We start from the raw sequence: 16,219 nt of genomic DNA, 5'->3' as shown, positions 1-16,219 counted from the left end.
CGGCGGCCACGGACCTTTGGTCCGGGATCATGTCTAGTGCATGTCGCCCAAAAGTGACCTCGGTTTTGGAGAACGACATGCATGAAAACAAAGACCTAAAGCGGGTCGTCTGAATCCGTTCAGACGCGACACGCTCTAGAAGTCCTGCAACTCACAGGAACTCTGTTCGAAGAAGCGCGACACGATCGGCTTCCAGCTGCTGTCGGGGACGAAGGCACGGATGACGAAGATGCCTTCCTCGATCGGCGCTTCGACGAAGATCGCCCCCTGAAGATCCTCTGGAAGGTCCTTGCGCACGTCGATCATCTGCGCCGGCGTCAGCACCACGGCATCCAGAACGCCGCCGGTCGCTGTGTGGTCGTTGAAGGAATAGATGTTGTGGCCGCTGCGGTCATAGACCGACACCGACCAGAACGGGACATGTCCAGGTGCCTTGACGCGGACCAAACCTTCGCCCAGGTCGAACCGGCACGCCGTTGCATAAAACAGCGGGTCGACGGATTTCACCACGGGCGCCCCACCGGCCTCGGCATCGAGCCGCGTCATCTTGTAGAGATCCGAAGCCATGGACAGCCGCGACCAGGCGTCGCGTTCGGAAAATTCAGGCACCAGAAGCAGCACGGCGATGTGCACAATGCCGGCGCCGAGCAGGCCGAGCAGGACGGCATGCAAAAGTCTGCGCATCGCCGCATAAAAACTACGCATCGCAGCCGACCTTGACGATCCGCGGCAGCGAGACGTCCGACAGGCCCGTGCTGCTGGCGATTGGCGTGTCGTAGAAGGTCAGCACGAAATACATCCTGCCGAAGCCGTCTGTCAGCAGCCAATTGCCGGGCATCGGGTGATGGCCGGCGGAAATGATCACCGAATTGTCGGGCTGGCGCACCACCCCGTAGGATTGCAGCGCCGCCAGCCGGGATTTGCCGGTCTCGACCACGCTGAGCGACTGGTCGGCGGCGTAGAGCGTCCAGAACCGCGCCGTCGGAAATCCGCCCTCGATGGTGTAGGTGCATTCGCGCTTGAGCTCGGCGCCGCCCGTGTCTCGCTCGGCGACGAAGGACAGCCCCTCGGCACGGCCGAGTGCAAGCACGCCCTCGCGCGCCACGCGAGCCTTGGAATAAGGATCGGCGGACGGCGTGCCGATATCGGGAAAGGCTGTCCATTGACCGATCCGGATGGCGCCGACGCCATCCTGGACTTTCAGCGCATACCAGACGCTGCCGCCACCGCCGATGATGGCTATGGCAAGCGAAAGCAACGTCAGGAAGGCAGTTTTGAGCATGAAGGGCCGGGGACACCGAAGAGTTGCCGCTCGGGGATATCGCGGCGCAGGGCCTTGTGGCAAGCGGGCCGATGTAGAATTGCAGCCGCCTCTTCCTTCTCCACCTGCGGGAGACGGTGGCCGAGCGAAGCTCGGTCGGATGAGGGGTGTTCCAGCTTCGCAAGGACGGTGATCCGGCCAGCACCCCTCAACCGTCTCGGCGCTGCGCGCCGATCCACCTTCTCCCACAGGTGGAGAAGGAAGAGGCGCGCCATCACAGCGCCGACAGCGTCTCCGGCGGTTGAGGCGTATTGAGGACGGGCGCCGACTGGAACAGGCTGGTCATGTCCCGCAGCGTCTGCGTCGTGCGGCTGGACAGCACCGGCGGCCGTTCGGCGGCTGCATCGGCCACCGCCTGCGCGTCGCTCTTCTTCTGTGCTTCCTCGGCTTTGGCAGCGATCTCCTCGTCGACGAAGGGCTTGTCGATGCCCGGGATCGGCTTGAGGTCGATGTTCTGGTGCGCATAGACCATCAGGCGCTGCCATACCATCGCAGGCAGCGAGCCGCCGGTCATGTTCTTGGTCGGCGTGAAATCGTCATTGCCCATCCATACCGCCGCCGTGTAGTTGCCGGTGAAGCCGACAAACCAGGCGTCGCGGTAGGATTGCGTCGTGCCCGTCTTGCCGGCGACGACGATGTTGGGAAGTTGGGCCCGCCGCGCCGTGCCCATCACCGGTACTGCCGCCAGCATGGTGTTCATCGATTTCAGCGCCTGCTCCGACAACACCCGGTGTGGCGGCGGCGCATCCTTGGCGAAATCATAAACCACCTCGCCGGTGCGGGTGACGAGTTGGCTGATGCCGTGCCGGAAGCCGACGAAACCGTTGTCGGCGAACACGCTGTAGCCCGTCGCCTGGTCCATCACCGTCATGCCCGAGGTGCCCAGCACCATCGTCTTGTGCGCTTCGAGCGGCGATTCCACGCCCATCGCCTCGGCCATGGCCTTGATCGGCCCGATGCCAAGGTGATCCTTGGCCAGCCGAACCGGCACGGTGTTGATCGATTTGGCCATAGCCATGATCAGAGTTACATTGCCCGCCGATCCGCCGCTGTAATTGTGCGGCGACCAGGACCCCCAGCTGATCGGGCCGCCGGAGATGATGGAGTTGGGCGTGAAGCCGTGTTCCATCGCCGTTGCATAGACATAGGGTTTGAATGACGAGCCGGTCTGGCGCAGCGCCTTGGTGGCGCGGTTGAACTGGCTGGCGCCATAGTCGCGGCCGCCGACGATGGCGCGCACGGCGCCGTTGGTCTCGATGACGACGACGGCACCTTCGGTGACGTTGTACTCCTTGCCGAACTGGCGCAGGTGGAACTCCACCGATTCTTCCGCTGCCTTCTGGATGTTCGCGTCGAAGGTGGTGTGGGCAACAAGCGAGTGCTGGCCCGGTTTGGCGATCTTCTTGACCTCGTCGAATGCCCAGTCGAGGTAATAGTCCGGACTTTTCTGCTCGCCGCGGTCGACGACATCGGCCGGATGCAGCCTTGCCTGCAGAACCTGCCCCTCGGTCATGAAGCCGGAATCGACAAGGTTGGACAGCACCACATTGGCGCGTGCGCGCGCTGCCGGCAGGTTGATGTGCGGCGCATATTTGGTCGGCGCCTTGAACAGCCCGGCCAGCATCGCCGCCTCGGCGAGGTTCAGATCCTTGACGCTCTTGCCGAAATAGAAATCGGCGGCCGCCTCGATGCCGAACGTACCGCCCCCCATGTAGGCTCGATCGAGATAGAGCTGCAGGATTTCCTTCTTCGACAGATTGGCCTCGAGCCACAGCGACAGGAAGGCTTCCTTGATCTTGCGCTCTAGCGTGCGCTCATTGGTGAGGAACAGGTTCTTGGCCAGCTGCTGGGTTATGCTCGAGCCGCCCTGAACGACGGAATTGGCCCGCACATTCTCGAAGATGGCGCGGGAAAGGCCGAGCACATCGATGCCGTAGTGATCGAAGAAGCGGCGATCCTCGGTAGCAAGCACCGCCTTGATGACGTGATCGGGCATCTCGTCGACCGGCACGGAATCGCGCTGGATGATGCCGCGCTGGCCGATCTCGTTGCCATAGCGGTCGAGGAAGGTGACGGCGAAGTCGCCCTGGGCGCGCCAGTCGCCGGCCGTATCCTGGAAAGCCGGAATGGCCAGCGCCAGCATCACCACGATGCCGCCGGCGCCGAGCGTAAAACCTTCGCTCAACACTTCGATGATGCCACGGCGCCAGCCGTTGACGCGGAAGCGCCGCGAGAAGATCGTCGCCGATTCCCAGAACTGGCGCGCCTTGAAGCCGATCTCGTAGAGCGAGGAATCGATCCACGCGTCGAGCGCCAGCAGCCGGGCGGCGATCGGACCTCTTCTCTTGCGCGGTTCGGGACTGGCCATTCGGAATCCGGCTAGCAATTGCACGACCTGAGTACCGCAAACCGGCAATTTCAGGGCGATGCATTCCGCAAGACTATTCCTCCATTTTTCCAGCACTCACAAGGGCAGCGAAGACACAGTATCGGGTTTGTTGCTGAGGGGCGAGCCGGCTCAGGCCGGTTCGCGCTTCAGCGCCTGCGCCATGCAGTGGATGCCGCCGCCGGTCTTCGAAATCTCGCTCATGTCGACGGCCGCGACCTCGAAACCGCGGGCCTTGAGCTGGCCGATCAGCGACTGGCTGGAGGTCGGCGCGATCACCCGGTCCTTGCCCAGCGACATGAAGTTGCAGCCGAGCGCCATCGTGTCCTGGAACGGCACGTCGATGATCTCGTGGCCTTTGCCCTTCAGCCAGTCGACAATGCCGGGCTCGGTGCAGGCAAGGCAGACGGCGGTCAGTTTTTCGGCGATCGGCACCACCATCAGGTCGATATGGACGTAATATTCGTCGATGAAGGCGATGCGGGTTTCCCAGCCTTCCTTGTCGAACCAGGCCTGCACCTGGCGCGCACCTTCCTCCTGCGTGCGCGCGCCGCCGCAGCCTATCAGCACGACGCCATCCTCGATGACGTTGAAGTCGCCGCCCTCGAACGTACCAGCCGTGACCATGTCGTAGATCGGGATGCCGAGTTTTTCATAGGTGCGGATCGCGGCATAGTTCTCGCCGCGCCGCCACCAGTTGGCCATGGCGGTGATGAAGGCGCCGTAGGGCGTCATGACGCTGGAATCGCGGGAATAGACCTGCATCGGCAGCTCGGGCGTCGGCTCGTGCCAGTGGATGTTGACGCCGAAATGCTCGTAGGCGGCGACCAGGTCCTTGTGCTGTGCTTGTGCGATCTGCACGTTGCAGGGCGCCTCGCGCAGGTGCTTGCGCGACAGCGAGCTGGTCGACAGATGACGCAGGAAATTGGGCGAGCCGAGCAGGACGTCGGTCAGCACGTCGGTCTCGTTGGCAAAACCCCAGGCGGTCAGCGGCTTGGTGCCGCCGGCGGGGGTGCGGCGCTGCAGCGAAAACGGCTCGGCGACAATGCGGTCATGAACGGTCATGGGATGCTCCTCGTGAGGTGACTTGGGGGTGTCTGATTGCTCGGTATCCACCAGTCGCGTCCACGCGGGGTGGTGACATATTCTGGCCAGCGAAACCCGATCGGCGGCTCGTAGTCGCAAAGCGGTGCGATCCAGTTCGAACCGCCGATGCCGCCGCCGGTGCGGGTAACGAACTCGTCCATCGCCGCCTCGCGGGCAGTCTGGTCTTCCAGCAGGCGAAGGGCGGCAAGCGCAATCGTGCGGGAGGCGCAGGCCACCATCGGGTCGATCGTGGCCGAAATACCGCCCAGCGCATTCATCACCCAGGCTGGATAGGGATAGCCGGTCTCCGAACGCAGCGCCGGGCGGGCGACATAGAAGCGCGCCGTCGGCGTATGCCAGCTCATGTCGGTGTAATCGTCGGAGGTCGAATTGACCTGCGAGGGCGGCAGGTCGCGGCGCAGGATCGCTTCCGCCGCCTGCGGCTCGATCAGGCGCTCCAGCTCTTCGATGAACGGCTCGTCGCTCGCCATGCGCCCGGCATTGACCTGCATTTCGCGCGCGACTGCCTTGGCGTCTTCGTCCCAGCGCGGCGGCCCGACCGCCGACAGCGCTTCATAGGCGATCTCGGCCATGGCATGATTGGCAAGTCCCGGTCGTGACTTCGACACCCAATGCCGCTCGGTGCGGCAATCACTCATCGCTGCCGCCGCCTCGGCATTGCGGTCGAGCACCGCGGTGACCTGCTCGGCCATGGCAAGCGTCGGCACGCGGATCATGTACTGAATCTCGGCCAGCCCCGCCGGCAAATTGTCGGCGGTCGCTTGCCCCGCCGTCAGGATCGCCTCGCTGATCGACCAGCCGCCCTGGTGAGGCAGCATGGAATCGCGCAGAGCCTTGGAGGCCATGTACATCATCATCAATGCGTCGTTGGCGCCGGGCGCGCGCGCCGCCGAATGTGCTTGCGGAATGGGTGCAGCACCCGCAGCCAGCGCCCAGCGCTCCGGTTGGTCGCAGATGAAGCGATAGATCATCGCGTAGGCCGCGCCGCAATGCGTGTCCCAGCGCGCCGTGTTGCAGAGCGGCAGCATGTAGAACGGATGAAAGGAGATCATGCCGGCAAGGCCGTCATAATAGCCCTTGGCGGCATGGATCGGCTTTGACCCACGCACCTTTTCCGCCGGCTCGCCGGTGAAGCGCAGCGTGCCTGATATGCCGTGGCGCTGCATCGCGGCCTTGGTCGCCAGCAGCCCGCCGAGGCTCGAAATACCCAGCCCGGAATGCGGGTCGGTGTGGCCGCCGGCCTGGTTGCCAAGTCCCCGGCGCGGACGCTCGACCGTAGCGGCATCCTGGCAATTGCCCGGCACCGCGTCGTATTCGGCGTACATGCCGATGGTCGGGCCGGGGCCGTTGGTCCAATGTGCGCAGAAGGCGGTCGGCATGCCGCCGGAGCCTTCTTCGACAGAAAAGCCTTCGAGTTTCAGTCGCTCGACATACCAGGCGGCGGATTGATATTCCCGCCACGCGGTCTCGCCGTAATCGAAGATGATGCGTGTCCACGCGGACAACAACGGCTGGATGCCGTCGAGACAGGCAAGGGCGGTTGCTTGCGCCGAGGTGGCCACCGGTTTCTCCATGGCATGAGAAGAAAGCAGTGAAGCGGTTCGCTAAAAAGTGATATGTTTTCCCGGTTCGTGCAAATTCGGTTCACCTGAGGTTCCTTGCGTATACCATCCACACAAGCGCTGCGTGCGCTCGACAGCTTCGCCCGCCATGGCAGCGTCTGGCGCGCCGCCGACGAGTTGCACCTGACCCGCAGCGCCGTGAGCCATCAGCTTCGTCTGCTGGAGCGCGATCTCGGCTTCGACCTGCTCGAACGCATCGGCAAGGGCGTGGCGCTGACGCCGCGCGGCCAGCGCTATGCCAGCGACGTGCGCAAGGCGCTCACCGTTTTGGGCGATGCGGTGACGCGGGACGCCGGCACCGGCGTCGGCGGCTCGTTCGCCGTCAGTTGCACGCCCGGCTTCGCCTCGCTGTTCTTGTGCACCCATATCGGCGAGTTCCGGCAGATGTATCCTGACGTGGCGCTGCGCATCCTGACGCCGCGCCGGCTCGACGATGTCAGCAACGCAGATGCCGATGCCTTCATTGCGTTTGGTGTCGGCAATTGGCCGAACCGGGCGGTCGAGCCGCTCTGCGAAATCTCGTTCACGCCGCTCTGCAGCCCGACGCTGCTCAACAAGGTCGGCGGTTTTTCCCGACCGTCGGACGTGCTGCGCGCCAACCTGCTGCATCTCGACGACACCGAGGATTGGGCGCGCTGGCTGGCGCTGTCCAAGGTGGAAAACCCCGACATCGAGGGTGGCATCTTCTTTTCCGACATGAACCTGGTCTTTTCGGCGGCGATTGCCGGCCAGGGCATCGCCATGGGCGACGAACTGACCAGCCGGCGGGCGCTGAGCGAGGGCCGGCTGGTCAGGCCGTTCGACATCGCGATCAAGTCGCCACGCTCTTATTTCCTGGTCTCCGAACACGCCAAGGCTTCGCATCCGGTGCTGGAAGCGTTCGCGGGATGGCTGCGGTCGAAACTCCAGGAGAACCGCATTCTGCCGTATTGAGGGCAAGGCGGCGCCATCTCGCCATAGATGAATGGAATTTGCCGATCACGCGAAAACTATTCGGTTGCGGTGAGCCGGCACCCTGCCTACGATTTCGACAAGCGTTAGGGAAAGGGCAGTATGCAGCAACCCGGCCGTGCCGCAGAGATCAAGGCAATCGGGATCGGCAAGAGCTTCGGCTCGTTCCGTGCGCTGGACAATCTGTCGCTCGATATCGGCCGTGGCGAGTTCCTGACCCTGCTGGGGCCGTCGGGTTCGGGCAAGACCACCTTCCTGATGATCCTTGCGGGCTTCGTGCAGCCGACCGAGGGCAAGCTGTTCAGCGACGGCGTCGACATCACCGACCGACCGGCAGAGCAACGTGCCGCCGGCATGGTGTTCCAGGGCTACGCGCTGTTCCCGCATATGAGCGTCGAAGCCAACATCGCCTTCCCACTCAAGGTGCGCAAGAAACCGGCCGCCGACATCAAGCGCCGTGTCGGCGAGATGATCGAGCGCGTCGGTCTCAAGGGCCACGAGAAGAAACTGCCGGCGCAACTGTCGGGCGGCCAGCAGCAGCGCGTGGCGCTGGCCCGTGCGCTGGTGTTCGAACCTGGCGTGCTGTTGCTCGATGAGCCGTTCTCGGCGCTCGACAAGAGCCTGCGCGGCCAGATGCAGGCCGAGATGAAGCGGCTGCACCAGGAAACCGGAACCACTTTCGTCTTCGTCACCCACGACCAGAGCGAGGCGCTGGCGCTGTCGTCGCGCGTTGCCATCTTCAACCACGGCAAACTGCTGCAGGTCGGAGCGCCCGACGAAGTCTACGACCGGCCGGACAACCGCTTCGTCGCCGAGTTCCTCGGCGAAATCAACATGCTGCCGCTGAAGGGCGTCAAGCCTGCCGGCAATGGCTCGACCGGCCTTTGCGAAGACCGCGCGGTCAGCATGGGCTGCAAGGCCGAACTCGTGCGCGGCGATGCCATCCTGGCGATCCGGCCCGAATACATGTCGATATCGGGCGAGGCGGCGGATGGCGAGAATGGCATCGCCGCTACCGCCACCAACTCCACCTATCTCGGTGCTGCGACGCGGCTCGACCTGACGACACGGCAAGGCGCCAAGGTTACCGTCTCGGTGCCGAACGAGGTGGCGGCCGCAGCGCTCAGCAAGGGCAATTCCGTCTGGCTCACCTGGCCGGCGGAAAAGGGTTTCCTCCTTCCGCATGGAGGGCAATGACGACGGTGTGGCGAGATGTCGCTCCACCGCTTTCCGGCACTATCAACAACAAAAAAGGGGAACTGACATGACACATGACAACAAAAAACAAGCCGTCGAGAGCCTGTCCGCCAGGGCAGGTCGCGGCGAGATCTCGCGCCGGCAGTTCACACAGCTGGCGGCACTCGTGCTGGCCGGCACGCCGATGCTGCTGCGCTCGACAGGTGCCTTTGCGCAGGCCAAGGAACTGGTGCTGGTCAACTGGGGTGGCGATGCCATCACCGCCTATGATGCCGCCTATGGCCAGGCCTTCACCAAGGACACCGGCATCGCCGTCAAGATGGACGGTTCGGGTCCGACCGAAGGCGCCATCGCCGCGCAGTTCAAGAGCGGCGCGCCGACCTGGGATCTCGTCGACGTAGACCCCTTCTCGGCCATCACGCTCGGCGCCCAAGGGGCTCTCGAGCCGATCGATTACAACATCGTCGACAAGAAGAAGATGCGGCCCGGCTTTGGTTGGGAATACGCCGCCTCGACCTATTTCTTCTCCTATGTCATCGCCTATGATTCCGAGAAGTACGGCAAGGACGCGCCGACCGGCATGGCCGATTTCTTCGACGTGAAGAAATTCCCCGGCAAGCGCTCGCTCTACAAATGGGGCGTATCGAGCTGGGAAGCAGCACTTCTGGCCGACGGCATCGCGCCGGCGTCGCTCTACCCGCTCGACCTCAAGCGCGCCCATGACAAGATCGCCGCGTTCAAGGAAAACGTCGTTGCCTATTGGGGTGGCGGCGCCGAAAGCCAGAGCGTGCTGCTCAATGGCGAGGCCTCGATGGCGATCGTCTGGTCGACGCGCGCTTCGCTGATCGAGCAGGATTCGGGCGGCAAGATCAAGTTCATCTGGGATCAGGGACTGATCTCGCCCGGTGCGCTGGCCGTGCTCAAGAACAACCCCGGCGGCAAGGACGCTGCGATGAAGTTCATCGCCAGTGCCCAGGACCCTGAAAAGCAGCTGGTCATGTTCGACAAGCTCGGCCAAGGTCCTGCAAACCCGGCGGCAGACGCGCTGATCACGGCCGACAAGAAGCGCATCAACCCGGTCGATCCCGAGAACATGAAGAAGCAGATCGCGCTCGACATGGACTGGTACGCCAAAAATTACGGGCCGGCGCTCGACGAATACACCAAGATCATCTCGGCCTGATCAGGGCCGGGATAATCGGGTGGACATGAGATCCTATCTCTCCGACAGGATGGGCGCGGCGCTGTTGATGGCGCCGCTGCTCCTGTTTCTTGTCCTGGCCTATGCCTGGCCGTTCCTCGGCGTCGTCAAATGGAGTTTTACGCTGCCGACGCCCGGCCTCGGCCAATATGAGGCGCTGCTCACCGACGATCTGGTGCAGTCGGTGTTCATCCGCACGCTGCGCATCGCGGCGGTCGTCACCGTGGTCTCGGTGGCCGCTGCCTACGCCATCACCGTCGTCTGGGTGCGTGGAACCCCGGCACAGCGCCTGATCGCCGAGTTCTGCATTCTCGTTCCCTTCTGGATTTCCGTGCTGACCCGTGCCTTCGGCTGGGTGGCGCTGCTCTCCAATCGCGGCCTGATCAACACGTGGCTGCAGGCGATCGGCTTCATCTCCGAACCGCTGGCGTTGGTGCGCAACGAATTCGGCGTCATCGTCGGCATGACGCACTTCCTCATTCCTTTCGCCGTTTTTCCGCTGGCATCGGCCATGCGCAGCCTCGACGACCGCGTGCTCCTGGCGGCGCGCGGGCTCGGCTCCAGCCGCATGCGCACCTTCTGGACGGTGTTCGTGCCGATGACGCGCTCCGGCATCATAGGCGCGGCGATGATCGTTTTCGTCTTCTCGCTCGGCTTCTTCGTCACGCCAGCGATCCTTGGCGGCGGCCGCAGCGTCATGATTGCCGAGCTGATCTATCTCAGGATATTCCAGAGCCCGGACTGGGGCTTGGGTGCAGCGATCAGCGTCGTGCTGGTGCTGTTCGTCGGCGCGCTGATGGCGCTCTTGTTCCGATATGTCAGACCGAAGCAGTTGATCTGATGCCGACCTACCGCCCCGGTCCCGTCTCGCTGATCATCGCCGCCTTCGTGGCGCTGTTCCTGCTGATGCCGCTGCTCGCCGTCATCCCGGTGTCGCTGACGCCGAGCCGCATGCTGGCCATGCCGTCGGGCGAACTGTCGCTGCGCCATTACCGGGCGCTGATCGAAGACCCGCGCTGGCTCCAATCGATTCTGCTCTCGATCCGCATCGGTGTCGTCAGCAGCGCCTTTTCAACTGTGCTGGCGCTGTGCTTCAGCCTTGGCGTCTGGATGTTCCAGCCGCGCTTCACCGCGGCCCTGGTCGGCTTCGTGCTACTGCCGATGGTGGTGCCGCCGGTGGTCTCGGCGATCACGCTCTACTTCTTGCTCACCTCGATCTCGGGTTTCAGCGCGTTCTTCGGCTACGACACCTGGCTTGGCGTCGCCATGGCCCATTCGGTGATGACCGTGCCCTTCGCCACGGTGCTGATGCTGGTCTCTCTCAGCCAGCTCGACCGCCGCATCGACCTTGCCGCGCGGGGCTTAGGGGCCACTGTGTGGGAGCGCGCCACCCGCGTCATCATGCCCAACATCAAGTTCGGCATCGTCACCGCCGCACTTCTCTCCTTCGTGCTGTCCTGGGAAGAAATCGGCGTCACCCTGTTCATCACCTCTGTCAACGCCATCACGCTGCCGCGGCTCATGTGGATGGGCTTGCGCGACAACATCGACCCGGCGATCGCGGCATTGTCGGTGATCCTGATCATCATCACCGTGCTGGTGCTGGCGGTGCGCAGTTTCGTGGCCAGGCAGCGCGGAGCCTAGACAAACCGCACCGAGACGCGGCCAAACCTGCCTAGATCGCCGATGACTTCGTCGCCTGCCTCGACGCTTATCGGTGTCACGCAGGTGCCGGTAATCACCACCTGTCCCGGCTGAAGCGCTATGCCCAGGCCCGACAGTTCATTGACGATCCAGGTAAGCGCGATGCGAGGATCGCCCAATACGGCTGCTCCCGATCCGCTATGTTGCGACCTTCCGGAAACGGACGCGATCACGGGGTGCTTTGCAAGATCCACGTCGTGCCAGTCGTCTTCCGCCGCCTCGCCGATGACAAACAGATTGGCGCAGGCATTGTCCGCAATGAGCTGCGGCGCCCCGACGGCGCAGAAATCGTCATACCGTGAGTCCGGGATTTCGATCGCCGGGTGCAAGCTCGCCACGGCTTCCATCGCCTCGGCGATTTCATAGGGTGCCGCACGAGGCGGCAGCTCGCGGCCGAAACGGAAAGCGAACTCGATCTCGGCCACGCGCATCTTGCTCGTCGCCAGGGAAACGGTCCCGCCGATCTCCACCGCTTTCTCGGCCAGGAGACGTCCGGCCATGGGGCCGTCGACGTTGATGTGCCTTTGTCCCGCCAGACTGGTCGCGGCAATCTTCCAGCCGAAAAGCGGAGCCGCCGAGCGATCCATGACATGCGACTGGACAGCGTAACCTTCGAGCCGTGTTTGTGGGCGCAACGCCTCGGGTATGGCGTCGAGACGGGTGCCCTTGTCCCAGTGGCCTACCAACAACCGCGACGCAGCCCTGGTCTTTTCTGCATCGAGCATCATCAGCTTCCGAAATTGCTTCCTGGATCAAAAACGGCAAGGAAACATTGCGTCATGCGACGCTGTATGGAGCGAGAATATGTGACCAGGAATCGAGAGTCCATGTTCACGGCGTGGTGCCCGCGACGGTGGTCTTGGCAAAGCCGCCCTTTCGAGATCATCGGCATCCATCATTCCGATGACGAATCGCCATCGCCTCTGCGCGTCGAATGGCTATATCTGTCAGAACACGCAGAACGCGGACAGCTTCCGAAAAGCAACAGTCGGCAGCGCAGGAACCGGAGGAAAAGACGATGACCGCGCCAGGCGATTTGCAGCAGGCAGTGTTTCTCAGGCTGAGAAGCGACGCATCGCTGTCGGCCTTGTTGGGCGGCGCCGGACTGCTCGAACGGCCAACCGACAACGCCGCTTTTCCGTACGTGACCTGCGGCCATACCTCCGCTTTCGACTGGGATACGGGCATCGAGAACACTGACGATCAGTTGATTACGCTGCATGTCTGGTCGAAAGCCCATGGTGATGCCGAAACGCTAGCCATCATGGCCGCCATCCAGGTGCGCCTTGCCGACGCAGCATTGGTGATCGGCCCTCGCGGCCAGACACGACTGTCGCTGGAATTTGCCGAAGCCCGCCATGACGAGGATCTGCTCGTGCATCACGGGCTGCTGCGTTTTCGCGCGATGACGCAGGAAAATGCCTGATGCGCTTTCAATATGGTCAAAACGGAGTCTAGACTGGACTTTCGCGGGATTTCGCCTGTTCGAGGCGGTGAAATCCCAGGTTGACTGTCTCGCGTTGCAGGGGTGTGGCGAGGATGTTTTCAGCGGCGTTCACCGTTCATTTCACGTTCAGCACCGATGCGTTACAACGCCGGTCATGAAAACGCTTCGCTCCCACTTCCGAACCGCGACACTGGCGCTTTGTGCTGCCGGGCTGTTTGCGTCGCAGGCGATGGCGATGCCGGTCATCGCGCCGCCCGACCTTGCCAGTCCGATCGTACTGGCGGCCTCCGATTGCTACGCCATCGGCCAACAGGTGGCTGAGCAGAATGGCGGAACGCTGGCCAAGGCCTCGCAATCGACGCGCGGCGGTCAGCCTGTCTGTGTCATCGTCGTGCTCGTTCCGGGCAAGGACGGACAACGTCCGCGCCGTTCCGAGATCGTCGTTCCGCTGAACTGATCCAATCAATCTTAGGCTACGTTTCCCAGGCCGCCGGAATCGGCCTATATCTGCCCCAGTTTTCAATCCTACAAAGCTCTTCCATCCGACAAAGCTCTTCAACAGGTATCGAACTCCGCATGCGTGTACTGGTCGTCGAAGATGACAAGGATCTCAATCGGCAGATATCGGATGCGCTGGTCGATGCCGGCTATGTCGTCGACCGCGCCTTCGACGGCGAGGAAGGCCATTTCCTCGGCGACACCGAGCCCTATGACGCGGTCGTGCTCGATATCGGCCTGCCGCAGATGGACGGCATCAGCGTGGTCGAGCGCTGGCGACGCGGCGGCCGCAAGATGCCGGTGCTGATCCTGACGGCGCGCGACCGCTGGAGCGACAAGGTTTCCGGCATCGATGCCGGCGCCGACGACTACGTCACCAAGCCGTTCCACATCGAGGAGGTGCTGGCGAGGCTACGGGCTCTGATCCGGCGCGCTGCCGGCCATGCCTCGTCCGAGCTGACCTGCGGACCGCTGCGCCTCGACACCAAGGCCTCCAAGGCCGATGTCGGCGGCGTGCCGCTGAAGCTGACGTCGCACGAATTCCGCCTGCTTGCCTATCTGATGCACCATATGGGCGAGGTCGTCTCGCGGACCGAACTGGTCGAGCATCTCTACGATCAGGATTTCGACCGCGATTCCAACACCATCGAGGTGTTTGTCGGGCGGCTGCGCAAGAAGATGGGCATCGACATGATCGAAACCGTGCGCGGCATGGGCTACCGCATGCGTGAGCCGGAGGCGTAACTCGGAACCGCTCAAACCAACCGCAAGGACGCCGCTTTCGCTGCGTTTGTGGCCGCGTTCGCTGACGTTCCGCGTCATCGCCTTTTCCACGGTCTGGGCGATCGTGACGCTCGTTGTCATCTTCACCTTGATCACCACCCTATACCGCCAAGCCAGCGAGCGCGGCTTCGACAGCCTGCTTTCGGCGCATCTGTTCAACCTGATCGGTTCGATCGGCATCTCCGACAGCGGTGCGCTGACCGGCGCGCCAGATCTCGGCGACCTCCGGTTCTCGGAGCCGAATTCGGGCTGGTACTGGTCGGTTGAGCCCGCTTCGGAAGGCGTGCATGGCGATCTCCATTCGTCGTCGATGACCACGACGATCCCGTCACCGAGCGTTGCCGAGGTGCCGTTCAACGCGAGCTTCCAGCGCAGCTACGCAGCCGAAGGCATCGACGGCGAGCAACTCGAAGTGTTCGAGAGCGAATTCGTCCTCGACGCCAAGAACCGCGCCGCGCGTTTCCGCGTCATGGGCAACCAGAGCGAACTCGAACAGGAAATCGCCACCTTTCAGCGCCGCCTGCTGACCTATCTCAGCCTGTTCGGCGTCGGCATGATCGCCATCAACGCGATCGCAATCCTGCTCGGCCTGCAGCCGCTGCGCCGGGTCAGGAACGCGCTCGCCATGGTGCGCGAAGGCACCGCCCAGAGGCTCGACGGCCGCTTCCCGGCCGAGATCGAACCGCTTGCCAACGAAACCAATGCGCTGATCGAAAACAACAGGCGCATCGTCGAGCGGTCGCGAACACAGGTCGGCAATCTCGCCCATTCGCTGAAGACGCCGCTGGCGGTACTGCTCAACGAGGGCCGCGCGCTCGGCGGCGCCAAGGGGCAGTTGATCGCCGAACAGGCGGCTTCCATGCAGAAGCAGGTCGAACACTATCTCCAGCGCGCCCGCGTCGCGGCACAACGCGACAGCGTCGTCTACCGCACGCCGGTGACGCCGCTGGTGCAGCGCATGGTGCGGGTTCTGCGGAAGCTCAATCCGCAGACAAATCTGTCGCTGTCGCTGCCGGCGGGCGAGATCGTCTTCGCCGGCGAGCGCGAGGACCTTGAGGAACTGCTGGGCAATCTCCTTGAAAACGCGATGAAATGGGCAAAGAGCGCGGTGCAGGTCTCGATCGTGCCCTTGACCGGCAAGGACGACCCGGCCGGCCTGTTCGAGATCGGCATAGAGGATGACGGTCCGGGCATTCCCGAGGACAAGGCTCGCGAGGCGCTGAAGCGCGGACGGCGTCTGGACGAGACAAAGCCCGGAACAGGTCTGGGCCTGGCCATTGTCGCAGACCTCGTCAACGAGTATGGAGGCGTTCTGGCGCTCGAACGGTCCGGTATGGGCGGATTGAAGGCGGTGGTGCGATTGCGGAGCCTTCAGTGATGTTCACCAGAGCCGATCGACATAGAGGGGCGGGAGATGTTGTTGGCGGCATGTCCATTGGTCCCGCAGCGGCCAGCGGCCAAATTTCCGACAAATATCAATATTATGGCCACGCCGACTTCTCGATGACGCGGCCCCCGGCGCATCCATGGCAGGCTCCAACTCAAGAAAACCGGTTGTTGGCATGAAGATTCGCGTCGCGCTTGTTTCCGCATTGCTGGCTGTTTCCGGCTGCACCACCTTGAGCGGCAAGGGTCCAACCGTGGCAGCGACACCGGCCTCGACACCTCCTTCCAGCGGCAAGGTGACCACGACGATCATTTCGGCGATGGGCGGCGGCCTCATCAGCGGGGCGATCGGCAACGGCCTCAGCGAGACCGAGAAGCGCAGCGCGCTCGAGGCTGAGTACAAAGCGCTGGAATACACGACCAGCGGCCAGAAGGTGACGTGGAAAGGCGCCCAGGCTTCGCGCTACGGCGAGGTGGTTCCGGCCCAGCCCTACCGCGTCGGTTCGCAGGACTGCCGCCAGTACACGCAGACGGTGTTTTCCGGCGGCGCCGGAGTCACGGCGCGCGGAACCGCTTGCCGCAACGCCGATGGCAGCTGGACGCCGCTGACCTGACG

Annotated in this window: 16 protein-coding genes; 10 read left to right on the top strand and 6 right to left on the bottom strand. The window is 63.4% G+C overall.

All coding sequences use genetic code 11. The features are described 5' to 3' along the window. Positions 1–135: 135 nt before the first annotated feature. The 5 genes from EOC83_RS22470 to EOC83_RS22450 all read right to left on the bottom strand — a co-directional run bounded on the left by EOC83_RS22470 (position 136) and on the right by EOC83_RS22450 (position 6,388). Positions 136–705, bottom strand: a complete 570-nt coding sequence (locus EOC83_RS22470) for a DUF1254 domain-containing protein (protein ID WP_013532652.1) — start codon at positions 703–705, stop codon at positions 136–138. Continuing rightward, positions 698–1,282, bottom strand: coding sequence for a DUF1214 domain-containing protein (locus EOC83_RS22465; protein WP_013532651.1), 585 nt, complete (start codon positions 1,280–1,282; stop codon positions 698–700). Before EOC83_RS22465 ends, EOC83_RS22470 begins: the two co-directional genes overlap by 8 nt. Positions 1,283–1,535: 253 nt before the next feature. Next, positions 1,536–3,689 (bottom strand): penicillin-binding protein 1A, encoded by a 2,154-nt coding sequence (locus tag EOC83_RS22460; protein ID WP_013532650.1) that lies wholly within the window; start codon positions 3,687–3,689, stop codon positions 1,536–1,538. Between the two features lie 150 nt (positions 3,690–3,839). Then, on the bottom strand, positions 3,840–4,772 hold the full coding sequence (locus EOC83_RS22455; RefSeq protein WP_127325982.1) for a dimethylarginine dimethylaminohydrolase family protein: 933 nt from the start codon (positions 4,770–4,772) through the stop codon (positions 3,840–3,842). Beyond that, the gene (locus EOC83_RS22450; protein WP_063167697.1) at positions 4,769–6,388 is read right to left on the bottom strand and encodes a hypothetical protein; all 1,620 of its coding nucleotides are present in this window, start codon (positions 6,386–6,388) and stop codon (positions 4,769–4,771) included. Before EOC83_RS22450 ends, EOC83_RS22455 begins: the two co-directional genes overlap by 4 nt. 84 nt (positions 6,389–6,472) lie before the next feature. Between EOC83_RS22450 and EOC83_RS22445 the strand changes: the two genes are divergently transcribed. From EOC83_RS22445 to EOC83_RS22425, 5 genes are all read left to right on the top strand, one after another. Continuing rightward, positions 6,473–7,369 carry a LysR substrate-binding domain-containing protein gene (locus tag EOC83_RS22445; RefSeq protein WP_013532647.1) on the top strand — a complete coding sequence of 299 codons (897 nt, stop codon included), beginning with the start codon at positions 6,473–6,475 and terminating at the stop codon, positions 7,367–7,369. 120 nt (positions 7,370–7,489) lie between these two features. Further along, complete coding sequence (locus tag EOC83_RS22440; protein WP_013532646.1) at positions 7,490–8,584, top strand: ABC transporter ATP-binding protein; 1,095 nt, start codon at positions 7,490–7,492, stop codon at positions 8,582–8,584. Positions 8,585–8,651: 67 nt separating this feature from the next. After that, positions 8,652–9,767 carry an ABC transporter substrate-binding protein gene (locus EOC83_RS22435; RefSeq protein ID WP_013532645.1) on the top strand — a complete coding sequence of 372 codons (1,116 nt, stop codon included), beginning with the start codon at positions 8,652–8,654 and terminating at the stop codon, positions 9,765–9,767. Positions 9,768–9,792: 25 nt separating this feature from the next. Beyond that, positions 9,793–10,626, top strand: coding sequence for an ABC transporter permease (locus tag EOC83_RS22430; RefSeq protein WP_013532644.1), 834 nt, complete (start codon positions 9,793–9,795; stop codon positions 10,624–10,626). Next, positions 10,626–11,429, top strand: a complete 804-nt coding sequence (locus tag EOC83_RS22425; protein WP_013532643.1) for an ABC transporter permease — start codon at positions 10,626–10,628, stop codon at positions 11,427–11,429. Before EOC83_RS22430 ends, EOC83_RS22425 begins: the two co-directional genes overlap by 1 nt. Here the strand turns inward: EOC83_RS22425 and EOC83_RS22420 are convergent. Then, positions 11,426–12,214 (bottom strand): fumarylacetoacetate (FAA) hydrolase, encoded by a 789-nt coding sequence (locus EOC83_RS22420; protein WP_013532642.1) that lies wholly within the window; start codon positions 12,212–12,214, stop codon positions 11,426–11,428. The genes EOC83_RS22425 and EOC83_RS22420 overlap by 4 nt on opposite strands. A gap of 293 nt (positions 12,215–12,507) precedes the next feature. On the opposite strand from EOC83_RS22420, the gene EOC83_RS22415 reads away from it, so the two are divergent. The 5 genes from EOC83_RS22415 to EOC83_RS22395 all read left to right on the top strand — a co-directional run bounded on the left by EOC83_RS22415 (position 12,508) and on the right by EOC83_RS22395 (position 16,217). After that, entirely contained in the window at positions 12,508–12,915 is a 408-nt protein-coding gene (locus tag EOC83_RS22415; RefSeq protein ID WP_013532641.1) for a DUF3168 domain-containing protein, read from the top strand. Between the two features lie 175 nt (positions 12,916–13,090). Continuing rightward, the gene (locus EOC83_RS22410; RefSeq protein ID WP_013532640.1) at positions 13,091–13,393 is read left to right on the top strand and encodes a hypothetical protein; all 303 of its coding nucleotides are present in this window, start codon (positions 13,091–13,093) and stop codon (positions 13,391–13,393) included. A gap of 119 nt (positions 13,394–13,512) precedes the next feature. Next, the gene (locus tag EOC83_RS22405) at positions 13,513–14,178 is read left to right on the top strand and encodes a response regulator transcription factor (protein ID WP_013532639.1); all 666 of its coding nucleotides are present in this window, start codon (positions 13,513–13,515) and stop codon (positions 14,176–14,178) included. Continuing rightward, positions 14,162–15,595: an ATP-binding protein gene (locus tag EOC83_RS22400; protein ID WP_013532638.1), complete on the top strand. Its 1,434-nt coding sequence runs from the start codon at positions 14,162–14,164 to the stop codon at positions 15,593–15,595. The genes EOC83_RS22405 and EOC83_RS22400 overlap by 17 nt, the downstream gene beginning before the upstream one ends. Before the next feature lie 184 nt (positions 15,596–15,779). Further along, complete coding sequence (locus tag EOC83_RS22395; protein WP_013532637.1) at positions 15,780–16,217, top strand: hypothetical protein; 438 nt, start codon at positions 15,780–15,782, stop codon at positions 16,215–16,217. Positions 16,218–16,219: the final 2 nt, after the last annotated feature.

Source organism: Mesorhizobium sp. Primo-A (assembly GCF_003997175.1).
Taxonomy (GTDB): Bacteria; Pseudomonadota; Alphaproteobacteria; order Rhizobiales; family Rhizobiaceae; genus Mesorhizobium; species Mesorhizobium ciceri.
The sequence above is the reverse complement of the archived record's forward strand: the minus strand, read 5'-3'. Positions and strand labels throughout refer to the sequence as shown.